The sequence below is a fragment of the Bacillus ndiopicus genome (genome assembly GCF_000612805.1).
Lineage (GTDB): Bacteria > Bacillota > Bacilli > Bacillales_A > Planococcaceae > Metasolibacillus > Metasolibacillus ndiopicus.
The window spans coordinates 128808-149648 of sequence record NZ_HG964410.1; the positions used below are offsets into that span (position 1 = coordinate 128808).

Annotated in this window: 16 protein-coding genes; 6 read left to right on the forward strand and 10 right to left on the reverse strand. The window is 36.8% G+C overall.

Going from position 1 to position 20841, the window contains the following annotated elements:
- Positions 1–25 precede the first annotated feature (25 nt).
- Positions 26–964: a YihY/virulence factor BrkB family protein gene (locus tag TY13_RS18080; protein WP_042479001.1), complete on the forward strand. Its 939-nt coding sequence runs from the start codon at positions 26–28 to the stop codon at positions 962–964.
- 147 nt (positions 965–1111) lie between these two features.
- Here TY13_RS18080 and TY13_RS18085 read toward each other — a convergent pair whose 3' ends face one another.
- From TY13_RS18085 to TY13_RS18125, 9 genes are all read right to left on the reverse strand, one after another.
- Positions 1112–3010: a heavy metal translocating P-type ATPase gene (locus TY13_RS18085; protein WP_042478911.1), complete on the reverse strand. Its 1899-nt coding sequence runs from the start codon at positions 3008–3010 to the stop codon at positions 1112–1114.
- Between the two features lie 605 nt (positions 3011–3615).
- Positions 3616–4254: an RNA ligase family protein gene (locus TY13_RS18090; protein ID WP_042478913.1), complete on the reverse strand. Its 639-nt coding sequence runs from the start codon at positions 4252–4254 to the stop codon at positions 3616–3618.
- Between the two features lie 15 nt (positions 4255–4269).
- Positions 4270–5226, reverse strand: coding sequence for an AAA family ATPase (locus TY13_RS18095; RefSeq protein ID WP_042478916.1), 957 nt, complete (start codon positions 5224–5226; stop codon positions 4270–4272).
- Positions 5227–5322: 96 nt separating this feature from the next.
- Complete coding sequence (locus TY13_RS18100; protein ID WP_042478917.1) at positions 5323–6864, reverse strand: fumarate hydratase; 1542 nt, start codon at positions 6862–6864, stop codon at positions 5323–5325.
- A gap of 145 nt (positions 6865–7009) precedes the next feature.
- Complete coding sequence (locus TY13_RS18105; RefSeq protein WP_042478919.1) at positions 7010–7201, reverse strand: SE1561 family protein; 192 nt, start codon at positions 7199–7201, stop codon at positions 7010–7012.
- 122 nt (positions 7202–7323) lie between these two features.
- Positions 7324–8724 (reverse strand): decarboxylating NADP(+)-dependent phosphogluconate dehydrogenase, encoded by a 1401-nt coding sequence (gene gnd / locus TY13_RS18110; protein WP_042478921.1) that lies wholly within the window; start codon positions 8722–8724, stop codon positions 7324–7326.
- A gap of 13 nt (positions 8725–8737) precedes the next feature.
- Positions 8738–10084, reverse strand: a complete 1347-nt coding sequence (locus TY13_RS18115; RefSeq protein WP_042478922.1) for a GntP family permease — start codon at positions 10082–10084, stop codon at positions 8738–8740.
- A gap of 34 nt (positions 10085–10118) precedes the next feature.
- Entirely contained in the window at positions 10119–11654 is a 1536-nt protein-coding gene (gene gntK / locus TY13_RS18120) for a gluconokinase (protein ID WP_042478923.1), read from the reverse strand.
- Positions 11647–12378 carry a GntR family transcriptional regulator gene (locus tag TY13_RS18125; RefSeq protein ID WP_042478924.1) on the reverse strand — a complete coding sequence of 244 codons (732 nt, stop codon included), beginning with the start codon at positions 12376–12378 and terminating at the stop codon, positions 11647–11649. Before TY13_RS18125 ends, gntK begins: the two co-directional genes overlap by 8 nt.
- 542 nt (positions 12379–12920) lie before the next feature.
- Here TY13_RS18125 and TY13_RS18130 point away from each other — a divergent pair.
- The 5 genes from TY13_RS18130 to TY13_RS18150 all read left to right on the forward strand — a co-directional run bounded on the left by TY13_RS18130 (position 12921) and on the right by TY13_RS18150 (position 19902).
- Positions 12921–14093 (forward strand): MFS transporter, encoded by a 1173-nt coding sequence (locus tag TY13_RS18130; protein WP_042478925.1) that lies wholly within the window; start codon positions 12921–12923, stop codon positions 14091–14093.
- A gap of 4 nt (positions 14094–14097) precedes the next feature.
- Positions 14098–15813: an ABC transporter ATP-binding protein gene (locus TY13_RS18135; RefSeq protein ID WP_042478926.1), complete on the forward strand. Its 1716-nt coding sequence runs from the start codon at positions 14098–14100 to the stop codon at positions 15811–15813.
- Positions 15814–16311: 498 nt separating this feature from the next.
- A complete protein-coding gene (locus TY13_RS19950) occupies positions 16312–18060 on the forward strand; it encodes a methyl-accepting chemotaxis protein (RefSeq protein WP_052344381.1) in 1749 nt (582 codons plus the stop codon).
- Between the two features lie 488 nt (positions 18061–18548).
- On the forward strand, positions 18549–19343 hold the full coding sequence (locus TY13_RS18145; RefSeq protein ID WP_042478927.1) for an SDR family NAD(P)-dependent oxidoreductase: 795 nt from the start codon (positions 18549–18551) through the stop codon (positions 19341–19343).
- 175 nt (positions 19344–19518) lie between these two features.
- Positions 19519–19902 carry a winged helix-turn-helix transcriptional regulator gene (locus TY13_RS18150; RefSeq protein ID WP_042478928.1) on the forward strand — a complete coding sequence of 128 codons (384 nt, stop codon included), beginning with the start codon at positions 19519–19521 and terminating at the stop codon, positions 19900–19902.
- Positions 19903–19956: 54 nt separating this feature from the next.
- Here the strand turns inward: TY13_RS18150 and TY13_RS18155 are convergent, their stop codons facing one another.
- Complete coding sequence (locus tag TY13_RS18155) at positions 19957–20802, reverse strand: aldo/keto reductase (RefSeq protein WP_042478929.1); 846 nt, start codon at positions 20800–20802, stop codon at positions 19957–19959.
- Positions 20803–20841: the final 39 nt, after the last annotated feature.

Consider the following 20841-nt stretch of genomic DNA (forward strand, 5'->3'; position numbering starts at 1 on the left):
AAGGAAAAGGGGGATGGAGAGCTTGATGAAAGAATTTAAAAAAAATGCATCAAGCACTATAGCCTTCTGGAAATCCTTTATTGCACCTGTAGAGGCTGATATTGATGTCACAACAACAAAAGGCTTTTTTCAAGATATGTTTGTTCGTTTGCAGCGTGCTGATATATCAGGCATGGGTGCACAGCTTGCTTATTTTTTCTTGCTATCATTTTTTCCGTTACTCATATTTTTAGTAACATTGTTACCATACTTAAAATTACAGCGTAATCAAGTGTTTGAGTTTATGTCAGATATTATGCCAGATGAGGTATATATTTTAACGGAAAATATAATAGATGAGATTTTAACGACCTCAAATAGTGGGCTATTATCACTTGGAATTATCGGTACGATTTGGTCTGCTTCACGTGGCATTGACGCATTAATAAAAGGCTTAAATCGCGCTTATGATGTAGAAGGAAAATCAGGTGTAGTAAATCGCTTATGGGCCCTTCTTTTTACGTTGGCTTTTATCGGCATTATATTAATAGCACTAGTATTTCCGATATTTGGTAAGCAAATTGGTAGCTTTATATTTTCTTATCTTGGTAAAGAAAGTTCATTTGAATCTATGTGGACGTTTTTGCGCTGGATTATGCCTAACGTTATTCTTTTTGCTGTGTTAACATTAATGTACTGGATTGTTCCAAATACAGTGCCACGTTTAACACTTATTAGTATTATACCAGGAGCTGCTCTAGCAACTTTAGGCTGGGTAGCATTAACATATGGTTTTTCATACTACATTAGTAGCTTTAGCAATTTCGGTGCTACGTATGGTAGTCTTGCTGGGATTATTGTGCTTATGCTCTGGCTTTATTTAACGGGGATGATTTTAATTTTTGGTGGCCTAATAAATGCAGCTTTGCAAAATCGCTATCTTGCCAAAAAAGCAAGGAAAGATAAAAAAATATTTCTTGTTTAAATTAGGAAAGGGAGTGTCTCAAAAGTCATTTTGAGACACTCCCTTCTTATGTTTGTGAAGAATAACCACAGGAGTAAAATATTTTAGCGAATGCTTAATATAGCAGCTAAGTCAGTCCGAAAAAGGTACTCCTTTTTCGGGCTGCACCTATATATTTTTCAACATCCGTAGTCCATTTAAAATAACTAAAATTGTACTTCCTTCATGGCCAAGAACGCCAAGAGGTAAGTCGATTATTTGGAAAAAATTTGAGGAAATTAACAACGCAATAACGGCTAATGAGAATATGATATTTTGCTTTACGATGCGCTGCATTTTGCGTGATAGCTTAACTGCATAAGCAATTTTCGATAAATCATTTTTAATTAATACAACATCAGCTGTTTCAAGGGCAACGTCAGTACCGCCCCCCATTGCAATACCGACTGTAGCAGTAGCGAGTGCTGGCGCATCGTTTATGCCATCACCAACCATACCAACCGTTTTATATTTTGCGAGGTATTCTTTAATATAGTTCACTTTTACTTCTGGCAAACATTCAGCAACATAGGCATTAACCCCAGATTGTGCTGCAATTGCGTGTGCAGTTTTCTCATTATCTCCCGTTAGCATCATGACATCAACATTTAACTCTTGTAGTAAGGCAACTGCTTTCTTCGCTTCTTCACGTACAGTATCCTGCATCGCAACGAGTGCAACAATCCCATCCTTATCCTTTAAAAAGATAACGGTTTTCCCTTGGGAAGCAAGCTTTTGGGCTGCACCATCAGCAAATTTTTGCGAATCTTCATAGCCTACAAAATCAGGTTTACCCACTAAATACTGTTCATTATAAACAACTGCCTTTATGCCAAAGCCAGGTACATCCTCAATAGTAGCCTCAATTTTTTGTACTTGCTGATTATTAGCAAATACAGTAATTGCATGAGCAAGAGGGTGAGTAGAGTGAGCTTCGATTGCAGCTAAAATGGATAATGTATACATACGCTGTTCTTCATCGCGTACAATGAAGTCTGTCACAACAGGTGTACCTTGTGTCAAAGTACCAGTTTTATCAACTGCTAAAGCTCGTAATACGCTTAAATGCTCTAAATGTAAGCCGCCTTTAAATAAAATGCCGTGTCTCGCGCCATTTGAAATAGCAGCTAGTGTAGCAGGCATAATGGCAGCTACTAGGGCGCATGGTGAGGCAACAACCAAGAGTACCATTGCGCGGTAAAATGTTGTCGTCCAATCCCAGCCTAATAAAAAATGGGGAAGGAACATCATTAATGCAACTACAGCTAATACGCCTTTTACATAGACGCCTTCAAAGCGCTCGATAAATTGCTGGGAAGGGGACTTTTCGCTTTGCGCAGATTGCACAAGCGTAATAATTTTTTGGAATAAAGTTTCTGAGCTTGCTTTTGATACTTTAATAGTTAGCACACCATTTAAATTAACTGTACCTGCAAAAACTGTATCCTCTACATTTTTTGTTATTGGCATAGATTCGCCAGTAATTGCTGCTTCATCAACGGCAGATATTCCTTTAAAAATAGTGCCGTCTGCTGGAATGCGTTCACCGGGCTTTACTAAAATATGATCACCGATTTTAATCGAGGCAACAGGAACGCTAATCGGTTCAAAGCCCCCGCGTACGAGCCAAGCCTCCTCAGGCTGTAACGCCATAAGTGAGGAAATTTCTTTATGGCTTTTATTCATCGCGTATGTTTCTAAGGCTCCACTTACAGCAAAAATAAAAATTAATATCGCACCTTCAGTCCAATAACCAATAATGGCTGAACCTATAGCAGCCAAAATCATTAATATTTCAACATTTAATGTTTTGTTTTCAATGGTATCCTCCACGCCTTCTTTTGCTTTTGCAAAGCCACCGATAGCAAAGGCACTTAAGTAAGCGATAATGGCAGCTGTTGATTGACCGCTTTTATCCATGCGCCAAGCAAGAACGATAATTAGACCAGCTACAAGTGCAGCGATCAACTCTTTATGCTCTAATATTTTCTCATTTAATGATAAGTTTTCTCGATTAGATATCTCCATATTACCCCTCCTTGATAATGATAGTCACTTTCATTTAACTAATTGTTGTTTATTTGATAATGTTTTTCATTTAGATTAGTTTCATTTCTAAATTAGAATTATTATAATTAGAGTATAAGGGGAATAAATAAAGAATGCAATAAAAAAAACTTGTGAATGGAGATTTCCCTTTGCCAGTTTTGAATACCGCATATTTAACATTAAAATAACGTATGGATATGAAAGGAAGTGGATCTAGGTGCATAACCTTAAATTTATGTATGCAGAGACGATGATAAAGGGATGTATCATATATCGAAAGAAATTGATGAGGGCAGGCTGAAATATAAATGCTGCATTATTCTACACAGATTAGAGGAAACATACGAAAATGATTTTTGGACTGTTATTGAAGAAGAGATAATAAATTATTAGGGATTTATTCTGTATTCTTTCTTGAGAAAAATAGATACCTTCTATAAGAGTGGATAAGTATGAATTACTGTAAATCGTGTATGAGAGCAATATGCGGATTTAACTGGGGAATATGGATGAAAAATTACGTATCATTGCATCGTTTTTTTATAACATATTACATTGTTCTCAGTCCTTTCTTTCGCCGTTTATTATACTTTTAATTTATTCGGAATTATTTCTTCCTGTAGCCAATGTTCGCTAGTTTGAACATGCTGTGGTCTAACATATTTCCCTAAATTATATTGGAAATCATTATAATGAAATGAATTTGCATTTCGGATAACATAACCTTCCTGCTCACCATCAAAGCAAGATTTCCCTACGAATGTACGTTTTACTTTTTCTTCGTCGAAAATACCTCGATATAAAACAGGGACAGTTTCAATACCTAATTTAGTAGCAAAGGCAACCGTTTCATCCCAGCTTAAGCATATATTTTCTTCATTCCAAATGCTAAATAAATAAAAATAGCTTGTTAATGCTTGATAGTAAATAGAATGTTTTGCATAAACGTTTTCACCGCATAATCGCCAACCATTTGGAATTTGATAAGCAAAGTTTGCATGAAATGTTTTCACCCAATGTCTAGAAGGGTGGTTAGCTGAATTGATGCTCCTTGCATGCATATAGTCTTTGTAAAGAGTCGTTCCTTCACCATCTAATTTTTCAGTCACGATAACTTCTTTACCAATAAAATGCTGGATATTTTTAGCGACTTTATCATCATGTGTATAACCTCTACTCCAAGGTAAATAAAAGCTTCGTGGATATTTTACGTAATTTGTCATATTATCACTTCCTTTCTATTTAGCAAATTGGTCTGCCTCGCGGAAAAAGTAGAGCTTTGTTAGTAATTCACCATCTAATAAATGATAAATTTGGCTGCCACCTCTATCACCACCGTATTGGATAAGCATATGAAATTGCACTAAGTGAACAACTTTTAGAACAAAATCCATATCAAAGCCTAGCTCACATAAAAAATGACAAGCAATTTGAGCGGAAACATTTTCATGTCCAAAATAGCCATAATGCTGCTGTAATGGTTTATATTTTTTACAAAACGGCTTGCCTACATCGTGAAATAAAGCAGCGATTTGTAAAGCTAATTTGTCGCTTTCTGCATAGTATTCATTGATATAGGATAATACGAAATACGTATGTTGACATAGCGAAAATTGATGATGAGGATTTTCCTGATTAAAGTGATAAATTTTTTGAAATAACGGAATGGCTCCTAATGTTTGAAAAAGCTCCTCGTAAGTAGGTTGGCGCTCAATAAGTGAAATAAATGGCTGCCGTGAAATTTCATAAGGTGCTGTTTCATGTACAATATGCACTTTATCAAAGCCTTCTCCTTCTGTTGGAAATTCCAAATGCTTTGCCATTTTCTCCATGATAGCTAATGGGACAATTCTTTTACGTTGCTGATTTCTCGTTATACAGATGGAGTAGGGCGTATCAAAATAATAGCACTCCTTGCGAATTGTACTCGGTAATTTACGTAATGCAAACATTCTACGCTCACGTTCTATATTGGTAGCATCCACAATAACAGAGTGCCCCTTTGCTACTAAGTCATTGAGGCGTTCATATAGAACACGAAAAACGATACGTGACTTTTGTTTTGTTGCATCACCAAATAATTCTTCACGTATAGCATCGCTTGAAAGAATAATAGCATTCTCGCTTTTCGCTAGCTTTTGGGCAAATATACTTTTTCCACTAGCAGGTAATCCTACTGTAAATATAACCTTCATCTTTTACACCTCCTTTCAAATGTCTATATCGTTTGTTATGGCGAATTGTTAAGTTTAAATAAAAAAGGCTTGCGATATTTCGCAAGCCTTAAATAATTAGAATACACGCTCTGCATGTAGTGCTAGCTTTTCAAGTGAAGATTTTTCAACATCAGCATGTAATGAATTACCGTGTGAATCCATTGTTACAACTGCTGTGAAGCCTTCAACATTTAAATGCCACATTGCTTCAGGAATACCGAATTCCATTAAATCTACACCGTCTACTGATTTGATGCAATCTGCATAGTATTGAGCAGCACCACCGATTGCGTTTAAGTAAACGCCGCCGTGTTCTTGTAAAGCTTTTAATGTTTTTGGTCCCATACCGCCTTTACCCATTACAGCACGGATACCGAATTTTTTCATAATATCACCTTGGTATGGCTCCTCACGAATTGAAGTTGTAGGGCCTGCCGCTTTTACTACCCAGTTACCAGCTTCGTCTTTGGCCATAACTGGACCACAGTGGTATATAATTTGACCGTTTAAGTCTACAGGTGCTTCAACACCTTCACCAATTAAATGATGGTGGATTGCATCGCGACCTGTGTACATGCGGCCAGTGATTTTGACAACATCACCGACTTTAAGTGAACGAATTTTTTCCTCTGTAATTGGTGCAACTAATTCAACTACTTCGTTATCAGTATCAGATGTTGCAGCTGCCTCATCCTTGAACGTGATTTTTTCACCTTCTTGATAGTGCCAATTAATAATTTCACCTGTCGTTGGATTAATATCGATTGCCATACGACGGTATGCCCAGCAGTTATATGCTACTGATACGAAGAATGAAGCAGGTAAGCGGTCCATTACGCCAATTTTACAGCCTAATAATGTTGCTTCACCACCAAAGCCCATTGTACCTACACCAAATGTATTAGAAGTTTTTACGATATATTCTTCTAGCTTTGCTAAGTCTTCGATTGGGTTTACATCATCCACATGACGGAATAATTGCTCTTTAGCAAGGTCATAACCTGCTGAGCGATCACCACCGATACCTACACCGATGAAGCCTGCTGAACAACCTTGACCTTGCGCTTGCCAAACAGAGTGTAAAATACATTTACGGATACCATCTAAATCACGACCAGCACGGCCTAAACCTTCTAATTCTGTCGGTAAAGAATACTGGATGTTTTTATTTTCACAGCCGCCGCCTTTAAGGATAAGCTTTACTGTAATATAGTCATTTTCCCATTGCTCGAATTTTACTACTGGAAGTCCAGCACCGATATTTGTTCCTGAGTTTTTACCAGTTAATGAATCAACTGAATTTGGACGTAATTTTGCATCAGCTGTTGCAGAAGCAATTGCTGTTTCGATTGCTTTTCTAATTTCGATTTGGTTTACGCCTACAGGAGTATAGACTTTAAAAGTTGGTAAACCAGTATCTTGACAAATTGGAGAAACATTATCTTCTGCCATTACGATATTTGTCGTAATTGTATCTAAACTCATCGCTGCACGTGTACCAGCATTTTCTGCCTCTTTTGCTTTTTTTATTGCACGGCGAACGTCTTTTGGTAGATTTGTAGATGTTTCTGTTACCAGGTTATACAGGCTTTTCTCCAAAGTTTCTAAATATGCCATGTTATTTTCCCCCCGAAAAATAGTAATGAGATGTGTTATTTTCACATAGTAATTATTTTACTAGATGAAGTGTTCCACATCATTATACTCCTTTCACATAACTAAAAAAAGGGGAGTGTCTTAAGTAACGACATTCCCCTTATAATTATTCTTCTATGTCAGATCGTTGTTGGAATTGTTCCATTTTTTCCTCTAAATCATCCATCATTTGAATAAGACGATCGATATCATCAAGTTCTGTCGTTTCTGGATCAATAGCGTCTAACACTTCAAGGAAAATTTCCAGACGCTCCTTTAAATATGTTACTTGCTGTTCTTTATTTGTGATTGGTTTCATTGGATTCTCCTATATTGTAGATTATTACGTCTTATTATACAGACTTTTAATAAAAAAATCTTTTAAAAATAGAAACCACCTTTTAATTTACAAATAATTACTTGCTCAACGAAACAGTACTGTTACCAATTTGTATGGAAAACACCTTCCATATCATTACGCTTATATGTGTGAGCGCCAAAATAATCGCGCTGTGCTTGTATAATATTAGCGTTGGAAACACCTGTACGATAGCTATCATAATAGGCTAATGATGAGCTAAAGCATGGTAAAGCGACACCTGATTGAACACCCTGACAAACGATATTGCGCAAGCTTTGTTGATACTTTGCTGTTTTATCAGCAAAGTATGGGTCAATTAATAAATTCGCTAAATCTGCTTTTTGACTATAGGCATCACTAATAACATTTAAAAATTCTGCGCGGATAATACAGCCATTGCGGAAAATTAAGGCAATATCCTTTAATGGTAAATTCCAGTTATAGATTTCAGATGTCATTTTATATTGTGTGAAGCCTTGTGCATATGCACAAATTTTCCCCATATATAACGCTTGACGCACATATTCAACCCATTGCTCTTTATCCAAGTTAGGAGCGTGATTGCTAGGTCCAGTTAAAATTAGTTGCGCCTGTATCCGTTCTTCTTTTAAAGCAGATAAATAACGAGTAAATAATGCCTCTGTAATTATAGATGTTGGAATGCCATTATCAATAGCTTGCAGACTTGTCCATTTACCCGTTCCTTTTTGTCCAGCTTGGTCTAAAATGACATCTACAAGTGGTAAGCCTGTAACATCATCCTTTTTACGTAAAATTTCAGCCGTAATTTCAATTAAATAGCTTTTTAATTCGCCATCATTCCAAGTTTCAAAAATATCCGCAATCTCTTCTACAGATAAGCCTAAATTCCCGCGTAAAAATGTATAGGCTTCAGCAATTAATTGCATATCAGCATATTCGATGCCATTGTGTACCATTTTGACAAAATGACCTGCGCCTTTTGGTCCAATATACGTACAACAGGGCTGACCTTCAGCTTTTGCCGCAATTTTCGTTAAAATGGGGGCTACCTCATTGTAAAAGTGTAGGTCTCCACCAGGCATAATCGATGGGCCTGTTAATGCACCAACTTCGCCACCAGATACACCAACACCTAAATAGCCAATACCGCGTTGTCTCAACTCATCATAGCGACGTTCTGTATCTTTGTAATGGGAGTTACCACCATCCATAATGATATCTCCTTGTTGTAGCAATGGAATTAGTGATTGAATGACTGAATCAGTTGCTGCACCAGCAGTCACCATTAGGAAAATTTTGCGTGGAACAGTTAAAGATTGCACGAATGCTTCCAACTCATAATAAGGTGCAAGTGTTTGCCCCTCCAATTTTTCCATTAATTTCTCCGTTAAATCACTTGTATAATTATAAACAGCTACTTGCTCGCCGTTGTTTGCCATATTTAATGCAATACTACTTCCCATTACGCCTAAACCAATAACGCCAATTGTATTAACCATCGTTTCTCACTCCTTAAACAAATAAACTTAGTAATAAAATAAATCCTAGTCCTGCTACAGAAATAATCGTTTCAAGTAATGTCCATGTTGCAAATGTTTCTTTCATGCTTAAGCCAAAATACTCTTTGAACATCCAGAAGCCTGCATCATTCACATGTGAAGCAACTAAACTACCTGCACCTGTAGCGAGTACAACTAATGCAAGATTAACATCTGATTGTCCAAGCATAGGAATAACTAAGCCAGCTGTTGTTAACGCAGCGACTGTTGCTGAACCTAGTGAAATACGCAAAATCGCAGCAATAATCCATGCTAATAAAATAGGGGAGAGATTCGTTCCATTGAATAGCTCTGCTACATAATCTCCAACTCCACCGTTAATTAGTACTTGCTTAAATGCACCACCACCACCAATAATAAGCAGCATCATACCAATATGGGAAATAGCTGTAGTACATGAGTCCATCACAGTTTTAATAGGGATATTGCGGGCAACTCCCATTGTGTAAACAGCAACTAATAAGGAAATCAACATCGCTGTGCCTGCTTCACCAATAAAGCGAACGGCAGCTAAAAATCCATTATCGTCAAAGCCCATTGTTTTTTGTAGTAATGTAATAATTGTTGCAATAGACATTAAAATAACTGGTAATAATGCAGTGAAAACACTAATCCCGAAGCCTGGTGTATCCTCGATTTTAAATGTTTTTTGCTCACCTAATGAAGCAATATCACCTGCTTTTGTGAATGATTCAGGTACTAATCTTTGCGCAATTTTCGTGAAAATTGGACCTGCGATAATAACGGTTGGTACAGCAATAATAAAGCCGTATAATAGCACTTCACCAATATTTGCCCCAAATTCACCTGCAATTACAGTAGGACCTGGATGTGGTGGCAGGAAGCCATGTGTAACAGATAACGCTGCTGTCATGGGAATTCCTAAATATAAAATAGAAACCTTTAATTGTCTTGAAATCGCAAAAACAATAGGAATTAATAAAACTAAACCAACTTCAAAAAACAGTGCGACACCAATAATAAATGATGCAACAACAACAGCCCATTGAATTCGTTTTTCACCAAACTTATCAACTAATGTCATGGCGATGCGCTGTGCACCGCCCGCATCTGCAATTAATTTACCAAGCATTGCACCAAGCCCAAAAATAAGCGCTAAATGACCAAGTGTACCTCCTAAGCCAGCTTCAATTGTTTTAACAATTTCATCTAATGGCATCCCTAATACTAGAGCAACGCCAAAGGATACGATGATAAGTGAGACAAATGTATTGAGCTTAAAAAACATAATTAAGATTAATAATGCAATAATCCCAATCCCTACAATAACTAATGGCATACATAGCCCCTCCTAAATATGAAAGTTAGTATTTTTATTTGCTTAAGCCGCGCTGATAATCTGCGATAGCTGTATAATCTTGCTCTAAAACGCGTGATAAATGAATAAAAATAGGAAGTAGCTGACGGTATTCTTGCATAGCATCCTCTTTTGGAGAGTGCTTGTATGTTTCCCCAACCATATTAGCGACTACATCTAAAGAAGCGATTCGATTAGTTGCATATAATCCTAAAATACAAGCGCCTAGGCAGGAGCTTTCATGACTTTCAGGTACAGTAACCTCCGATTCAAAAATATCTGCCATCATTTGACGCCAAGTTTCAGAGCGTGCAAAGCCACCTGTTGCTTGAATGCGCGTTACAGGCCCTTCCATGCATTCTCGTAAAGCCAAATAGACCGTATATAAATTGTAAATAACACCTTCAAGAGCAGCACGAATCATATGCTCCTTTTTATGTGCCATTGATAAGCCGAAAAATGAACCACGTACATCAGGATTCCATAAAGGTGCACGCTCTCCAGCTAAATAAGGATGGAAGAGCAGGCCACCTGCGCCAGGGTGTATACGCTCAGCAATTTTTGTTAAGACCTCATATGGGTCAATGCCTAGACGTTTGGCTGTTTCTATTTCAGAAGAAGCAAACTCATCCCGAATCCAACGTAGCACCATACCCCCATTGTTGACAGGGCCACCGATGACCCAATGTTTTTCTGTTAGGGCATAGCAAAATATTCTACCTTTACTATCTGTTTGTGGTTTATCAATAACCGTACGAATTGCACCACTTGTTCCGATTGTTACTGCAACCTCACCTTTACCAATGGCATTGACACCTAAGTTGGACAGCATACCATCACCTGCACCAATAATAAACGGTGTTTGTGGATCAATACCCATTTGCTTTGCTAGCTGTTCATTACAGCCTTGAAAGCTTTGGGTTGTTGATACAAGCCTTGATAACTGCTGTTTTGAAATACCCGCAATTTGTAAAGCTTCCTTATCCCAATCCAATGTTTGAAGGTTCATTAAGCCCATTGCAGAAGCTAGTGAATGGTCAACTACATATTCATTAAAAAGCTTTTTAAAAATATATTCTTTAATGCCAATATATTTTTCTGCTCTTTCTGCAATAGCAGGATACTCATGGGTAAGCCAAGCGATTTTACATAATGGTGACATAGGATGGATAGGTGTACCCGTTCGTAAATATACTGCATGTCCATTCAACTCATCCTTAATTTTACGTGCCCAGCTCTCACTTCGATTATCTGCCCATGTAATAACGGGTGTTAAAGGCTGGTCGTTTTCGTCAATAGCAATAACGCTATGTAATGCACTACTAAAGGAAATAAAGGCAAGCTTTTTCTCTGTATGCATTGACATAATATTTGAGACAGCCTGTAGCACAGCTTGTAATATTTCTTGAGGATTTTGCTCTGCTGTTGAAATATCAGGCGTATGCAGTGGGTAGCCGATATTTGCCTGCTGAATTATTGTCCCTTGAACTGTAAATAAGACAGCCTTTGTGCTTGTCGTTCCAATATCGACACCTAGCATATATTCAGTCATTTTGCTGTTCCACTCCTTTTGCTAGCATTTGTTGTGATTTCCATAAATCTTCTACCTTACCTTGGACATCATCAAAATTGTCATGTAAAGATTGAACCATTAGCTTGCGATCCTTTGCTTGAATAGCAGTAATGTATAGCTCATGATTTTTTAGGATTCGTGGAAAGTCCTCATATTTCTCCTTAAAGCGCATACGCATAGATAAAAGAATAAGGCCTTCCATAACAGGCTTTAAATTATTCCAAATCATTAAAATATAAGAATGATCTATAGAGCGAATAATCGTTTCGTGAAATAAAATATCTTGATAAGAAAATTCATCTGCATCCTGATATTTAATCGCTACTTTCATCATTTCTACAATTTTGCTTAGCTCTATTGTTAATTCAGTTATTTCTATTTTTAATAGACGTTCAAACACGAATGTTTCGATTAATAAACGTACATCGTAAATTTCTTCAATTTCTTTGTCTGTTAAGCCAATTACAACAGCCCCCATTCGCTCTAAGCGAATTAGATTTTCAGACGCTAATGTTTTTAAGGCTTCACGAATAGGAGAACGACTAACAGAAAATTCAGCGGCTAATTTATTTTCAGAAAGAATGGTACCGCTTTCAATCCATCCAGAAATAATGCGCAATCTTAGCTCAGAAGTTACTTTTTCACCAGTAGAAGCCTTTATAAGCCATTTTTGTGGGTAGAGAAAGTCTTTAAATTCAGTCATATTATCATCCTTTCTAGAAAACGAGTATACTTGTATACAAGTATTATAAACGCAAATAATAATAAGGCAAGCGCTTTTAAACATTTATAAATTTGCATTAAAGTGGCAAGAAAGCAACTATAACAGGCAATTAGGCTAGAAAAAATTTTTTTAAGTAAAATAAATAAAAAATATCTATTCTGAATATTTACATTATTCTAACTTTGTGTTAAAGTAATCTTAACAAATAAAAGAAAGGGTTGATCAGAAAAAATATGTAGCCAAAATATGAAAAAGAATGGGAGGGAGTTTAAACATTTTCTAGCAAAAAAGCTAGGGAATAGTTTATACAAAAATTAGTGGATACAAGTGATATTTAAAACCCTAGTAAACTTTTAGAGATAAAGTTTGCTAGGGTTTTGTTTGTGTGTTTACAATGATTGCTACTTGTTTTGCTCAAATATAATTCGACATCCGTAGAAAAAATGTTACAATATTCAAATAACATGAGCTGCTACATTAAATGTAGCAAAGTAAATAGTGAAGTTTTGGAGGCAGTAAGTATGGCAGCGTCATATGCACAACAACGATTTTGGATTTTAGTAGTCATTGTCTCCATTTCAGGATTTTCGCAAGGTATGCTATTGCCATTAATTGCGGTAATTTTTGAGCAGGATGGCATTGCTACAACATTGAATGGCTTAAATGCAACAGGCTTATACATAGGAACTTTATTAATTTCTCCTTTTATTGAACAGCCATTGCGTAAATTTGGCTACAAGCCAATTATTATGGCTGGGGGAGCACTTGTTTTTATTTCACTTGCTACATTTCCTTTGTGGAAAAATATACTATTTTGGTTTTTCCTACGACTGCTAATTGGTATTGGAGACCATGCCCTGCATTTTGCGACGCAAACATGGCTAACCGCTTCTACACCACAGCATAAATTAGGGCGTAGCATGGCGATTTATGGCTTATTTTTTAGCCTTGGCTTTGCAGTAGGCCCGCTTTTTGTTCCGCTAATTAAATTTTCACAGGCACTTCCATTCATTGTATCTTCTATACTTTGTTTAGTTGCTTGGTCGCTTGTGTTTTTTGTACACAACGAACATCCTGAAGTTTTACAAGGGGACACAAAGCAAACAAGTAGTATTACACGTTACAAGTTGGCCTTTCGGTATGCATGGGTAGCGTTTTTGCCTCCGTTAGTTTATGGCTTTTTAGAATCTTCTCTAAATGCAATTTTCCCAGTTTATGCATTACGAAAAGATTTTGAAGTAGCAATGGTATCAATTGTACTCGCAGCCTTTTCAATAGGTACAATTGTGCTACAGCTACCTTTAGGTATGCTTGGGGACAAAATTGGTCGTCGTAAAGTAATCTTAGGGGGACTGCTAGGAGGAGCCGCTTCATTTGCTATATGTAGCTTTGTTGAGCATTTGCCATGGGGCGTTGTTATCTTCTTTGCGCTTGCGGGTATGTGTGTTGGTACCATGTTTTCACTCGGTATCACATATATGACGGACTTAACGCCAAAGGAATTGCTACCGACAGGAAATTTACTATGTGGTATTTTCTTTAGTATTGGTAGCTTGAGTGGACCATTTTTGGGAGGAGCTTATTTACAATTAGTAAATAACATGAGCTTTCTATTGTTTGTAGCTACTATGCTTACAATCATATTTATCGTCATTTTATATTTCGGACGAAATTTGCAAATTAAGAAAGGATAGGACAATGCTAGGAAAATTTTTCTCTTATTACAGGCCACATAAACGTTTGTTTATGGTAGACTTTTCGAGCGCTATTATTGTTGCGATATTAGAGCTTTTTTTCCCGCTTGCGGTAAGTTGGTTTATTGATAAGCTGCTCCCGACAGGCGATTGGGGAATGATTGTAAAAATTAGTATACTATTGTTGCTCGTTTATATTTTAAGTACGATATTGAATTTTATCGTTAACTATTTAGGACATAAGCTTGGTATTAATATTGAAACCGATATGCGCCAAGAGCTATTTAATCATGTGCAAAGACAGTCTTTCCGCTTCTTTGACAATACAAAAACAGGACATATAATGAGTCGCATTACGAATGACTTATTCGATATTGGTGAATTTGCGCATCATGGTCCTGAAGATTTCTTTATTGCAATCATGACGTTTATTGGAGCTTTTGCAATTATGTTCAACGTCAATCCGACATTAGCTTGGATTGCACTTATAATGGTTCCATTTTTAACATGGCTCGTAACATATAGCAATATTAAAATGAACAATGCATGGAAAAAGATGTACGGCGAAATCGCAGATGTAAATGCACGTGTTGAGGATAGTGTTTCAGGTGTACGCGTTGTTAAATCGTTTACGAATGAAGATTTTGAGATGGCACGCTTCCGCAAACAAAATGGTTTATTCCGATCAGCAAAACTGTACGCATATAAAGTAATGGCGGGTACACATTCCGGCATTTATATGATGACACGCCTATTAACACTAGTTGTCTTAGTTGTAGGCTCATGGCTTAGTTACACTGGCCAGTTATCACCTGGTGAATTAGTAAGCTTCGTTTTATATACAAATGTTTTAATTAAGCCAATCGATAAAATTAGCGCATTACTTGAGCTTTATCCGAAAGGGATGGCAGGCTTCAAGCGCTTCCGTGATTTAATTGATCAGGAGCCTGAGGTGTTGGACAAGCCAAATGCAGTTACAGTCCCGTTATTGTATGGAGATATCGAATTTAATCAAGTTAGCTTTAACTATGATCAATCCAAGCAAGTGCTAAAGAATATTTCGTTTTCATTAAATGCTGGTGAAACAATTGCTTTTGTAGGACCTAGTGGTGCTGGGAAAACAACGATTTGCTCATTAATTCCACGCTTTTATGATATAAGTGACGGTGCCATTACAATCGATGGAATTGATGTGCGCGATATGACACAAAAATCACTGCGTGAACAAATTGGTATTGTACAGCAGGATGTATTTTTATTTACAGGAACTATTCGAGAAAATATTGAGTACGGTAAGCTTGGTGCTTCCTTCGAGGAAATAAAAGCTGCCGCTGAGCGCGCACATTTGAAGGAATTTATTGCAGATTTACCAGATGGCTATGAAACACAGATTGGGGAGCGCGGCTTGAAATTATCAGGAGGACAAAAACAGCGTCTAGCCATTGCACGTATGTTCCTGAAAAATCCACCAATTTTAATTTTAGATGAAGCGACATCTGCTCTAGATACAGAAACAGAGATGATTATTCAAGAGTCTTTAGCAGAGTTAGCTGAAAACCGTACAACACTCGTTATTGCCCACCGCCTTGCAACAATCCGCAACGCTGATAAAGTGTTGGTTGTTACACAGAAAGGTATTGAGGAGCAAGGAACATATGATGAGCTTGTAGCAGCCGGTGGCGTTTTTGCTAACTTGCATCATATTCAATTTAAAAAATAGAGTGACAGGTACAAAAAATCAATACTAACATTCATCTAAATAGATGAGTGTTAGTATTTTTTATTTAGCTAAGTGGGTCTTGTAAAGTGCTATTATACTTTTTCACGAGGATGAAAAAGCAGGCTAAACTTTAAATGGTTGAAAACACAAAGTTTACGACGTTTTTTTAATTTCATAATGAATAAATAAAGTTGAATTTTCTGTTGTGTCAAAGGTAATTTTGAGGCAATCCTTGATAACTGATATCACAGAGTGTGAGTAAGCTTGGAGAAATTTGGGTGAAATTACTTTGAAGTATAACTGATTGAAAATGATAGGTATATAGAATTATTTTTGAAAACATACTAGATAGTATAACCTATGCAAATTATAATAAAATTACATACTATAGTATTTTTATACGTCGTTATTCTAGTATAATATAACGATTTTTCTTACCTATGCTATAGGATTAAATTTTTATATTTCAAAGAATGAGACGTTTAAGGGGTGCTTGTATTGGAAAAATGGTTGAAGAAACGAAGCTTGATTTTCGGAATTTCTATTGTGTTATCCGTTTTATTTGTTGTTATTATCAGCGTACTATCAACTGTAATGTACAAAGCAGCAGTCGGTGAAGTTTACGAGAAATTTATAAATGTAGGCGACAAACTGAGAGATGTGGCACAAGCGGATTTAACCGAAATAGAGAAAATAGCACCAATGATGGCAGCAGGGCAAGAGCTTCCTTCAGAGGCAATGAGCAAAATGAAAAAGGTTTTAAGTGGGACGACGGATGATTATCTTGTAGCAAATGCTTATTATTTACTGCCGACTTTTCGAACAGAGGGCGGAAAAAATTATTTTCGATACTTGCAGGGTAGTGAATCATTGGAAAGCATGGGCATGGATGCAGGGGTTGAATATGAAAATCAAGGTAGCTTCAGCGAGGTATATGCACAAGCACTAGAAGGAAAATCAGGATTAACCGAGGCATTCGAAGATGAATTTAGCACATGGTTAACTTACCTTTCTCCTTTAACAAATGATAACGGCGAAATTATTGCAGTATATGGGATTGATTATGATTATGGAATTGTAAAAAAGCGATTAACAGCATTAATTTGGAAAGCTGTGGTTATTAGTGTTGCGGCAATTGCTATTATTATTTTATCTATTTGGTTTTTATTGAAGAGGGCGTTGAAGCCTCTTCAAATAATGGCTGAAAAGGCAAAGCTGGCAGCAGTTGGCGATTTGACGGTTAGTGTGCCGATAGTGGATGAAAATGAGATTGGACAAGCAAGTTTAGCATTTAATACGATGATAGATAATTTAAGGCAATTAGCTGTACAAATTAATCAAACATCTAGTGAAGTAGCGAATTCATCTAGCCATTTAAAAGAAACAGCAAATCAAACAAAAGCGGCTACCCATGAAATTACACATTCCATCTCCCAAGTGGCTACAAGCTCAGAAACTCAGTTAATAAGTTCTGGTGAATCTCAACGTGCAATGGCAGAAATGGCAGTAGGAATTCAAAGAATTGCTGAATCTACAACAATTGTTTCTGATCTTGCATCAGAAACAACAAACCTTGCGAGTGATGGCGTAGACGCAATACATTTGACAGTGAAGCAAATGGGAATGATAGAAGAGCGAGTAAATGCTGCTACATATGAGATGCAGGCATTAAATGACTCCAGTAGCCGAATTAGCAATATTCTTTCACATATTGCTAATATTGCAAATCAGACAAATTTACTTGCATTGAATGCTTCTATAGAGGCAGCAAGAGCAGGTGAGCATGGCAAAGGCTTTGCAGTAGTTGCACAGGAGATTCGTGAACTAGCAGAGCGTTCAAAAGCATCTTCCGAAGAGGTATATACAATTTTATCAGAAATTAGCACTCGTTCTGAATCTGTTACAGCCTCTTTAAATGCGTCAGCACAAGAAGCGCAAATGGGAACGCAGCTTGTCAATAAATCAGGTGAATCCTTCCAAACTATTTTAAAATCTGTACAGGAAGTATCCAGCCAAGTGCAAGAAGTATCGGCAGCGGCTGAACAAATGTCAGCAGGAAGTGAGGAAATTGCAGCATCGCTTGAAGAATTAGAACGCAATTCTCAAATAACTGCAAGTAACTCCCAGCAAGTTGCAGCAGCTTCTGAGGAGCAGCTCGCCTCAATGGAAGAGGTTGCAGGTGCTTCTCAGCAGCTAAATACATTAGCAACTGATTTAAGCTCAGCTGTGGCACGCTTTAAAATATAATGAATAAAGAAGCTAAGATAAATTTAATGTAAATTTGTCTTAGCTTCTTTTATAAGTCTAAAGTAATATTTCGCCCAATTAGTAAGGGAATTCGCCCATTAACGGGATAGATTCGCCCGATTCACAGTAAAATTCGCCCGAAAATGGCTTTGATTTGCCCATAAACATAAAGGGGAGTAAAATCATCCTTTTTAAATGAATTTCTCACGTTTATTAAGGTTTTTATCTGCGCTGTGTTGTTTCGTATTTATTGTGAAATGGTTAAATTTGGTTTTAATTAATAGAAGGAGATGGTAGTAGAATTTACATGGCAGCAACTGGTAGGTCAAGCTCCTATCAATTTTGATTTTACATAGATACAAAACAATATAGTTACACATAATTTTAAGTAAGAATGTCTTTTATCTTTTGTGTGAAAGAAAGAGAACCCCCATAATGGTAACTATATAATGCAGTTAATAATTTAAAAAATATAGGAGGTATTCCATATGTTTCTGAATTTACAAGGGAAAACGGCACTAGTTACAGGTTCTACGGCAGGGATTGGTAAAGCAATTGCGAAGTCATTGGTAGGAGAAGGCGTTACTGTCATTATAAATGGTCGTCACGAAGAAAAGGTTAATCAAACAATTCAAGAAATTCAAGAACAATATCCAGAGGCTAATCTTCAGTCATCGGTATCTGATTTAGGAACAGAACAAGGATGTCAGAAGGTAACAGAGGAATACCCGGAAATAGATATTCTTATTAATAACTTAGGAATTTTTGAGCCAAAGGAATATTTTGATATCTCCGATGAGGAGTGGCTTAAGATGTTTGAGGTCAACATCATGAGTGGTGTTCGACTTACGCGCTGGTATTTAAATAAAATGATTGAAAAAAAGCAAGGAAGGGTTATTTTTATTGCTAGTGAAGCAGCTATAATGCCTTCTCAAGAAATGGCTCATTATAGCGCAACTAAGACGATGCAGCTTTCGCTTTCACGTAGTTTAGCTGAGCTAACGAAAGGAACAAGTGTAACCGTCAACACAATTATGCCAGGTTCTACTTTAACAGAGGGTGTAGAAACGATGTTAAATAGCCTTTACCCTAATGAGAATCTGACTATGGAAGAAGCTGAAATAAGATTTATGAAAGAAAATCGCCCAACCTCTATCATTCAAAGGCTTATTCGACCAGAAGAAATTGCAAATTTTGTTACGTTTTTAAGCAGCCCCCTTTCATCAGCTATTAATGGTTCTGCTTTAAGAATTGACGGAGGATTGGTGCGTAGCGTGTTTTAACAAAAATCAAGGCAGAGGTATCATGGGACACATTAACTTCAAAGATTTGTCGTTAAGAGTCGAAGTGCTTATAATTGCCATCTTTGATTTTTTTAAAAGAGTATGATAATATTCATACATGCTTAAAAGACCATAGAGTACTTTTAGTTACTATTGAATATAACAGGGGGTTACTATGCAAAAAGTATATAATATAGCAGTTGAAGCTACGCTTGAAGTTATTGGTGGTAAATGGAAACCAGTTATTCTTTGTCATTTAAACCATCATGGCAAAATCCGAACAAATGAATTTCGACGTTTGATTCCAGGGATTTCGCAAAAAATGCTCACAAGCCAATTAAGAGAGCTAGAACAAGATGGATTAATTGATCGAAAGGTCTTTAATCAAGTACCGCCAAAAGTTGAATATTCATTAACTTCCTATGGACAAGGAATGGAACCGATTCTAAGTATGCTTTGCTCATGGGGTGAAAAGCATATTGAATTATTGCAAGATAAAGGTGAAGCTGTGCTTTTAAGAAAAAATGATGAAGATATCTCAATTCAACATACATCGTAATAATAAGAAAAAAGAGGCTGTTGCACCAAAGCAGCCTCTTTTTCTTGTTAATTTTTATAGTACAAAGTCAAACTCGTCTGGGTTAGGTCCAACTCGTTGTTCAAGATTCATTGCATTGATGATAGCCATTTCTTCATCTGTTAAGCTGAAGTCGAAGATATCAGCGTTTTGCACCATACGCTCTTTACGTACAGATTTTGGGATAGTGATAACTCCGTTTTGTACATCCCAGCGTAAAATAACTTGAGCAGTTGATTTGCCATATTTCGTTGCTATTTTTGAAATAGTTTCGTCTTCAAGGAGTCCACCTTGCATTAAAGGTGCCCAAGCTTCAAGCTGAATTTGGTGTTGCTCACAAAATGCACGAAGCTCAGCTTGTTGCAAGCGAGGGTGGAATTCCACTTGGTTTAAAACTGGTTTAATACGTGCAAATGATAATAAATTTTGTAAGTGCGAAACATTAAAGTTACACACCCCAATTGCTTTGATTTTTCCTTGTTCGTATAGGTCTTCAAGTGCTTTCCAAGATTCAGCATATTTATCTTTACCAGGCCAGTGAATAAGATAAAGATCTAAATAATCTAGCCCTAGTTTTGCTAAGCTCTCATCATATGCAGCAATAGTTTCTTCATAGCTTAATCCAGCGTTCCACACTTTTGATGTAATAAACAGGTCTTCGCGTTGTAAACCAGTAGATGCTAGCGCCTGTTTAATGCCTTCCCCAACACCTGCTTCATTGCCATAAATAGCAGCAGTATCAATGCTGCGATACCCAACTTCAATAGCATTTTTAACGATATCGGCTGTTGCATCATTCTCTACTTGGAAAACACCTAATCCCATACCTGGCATTTGTAGACCGTTATTTAATGTAATTGTATCTTGTAAATGATTAATCATTTTTATTCCTCCAATTTATATGATTTCTTGTTTGCTCTT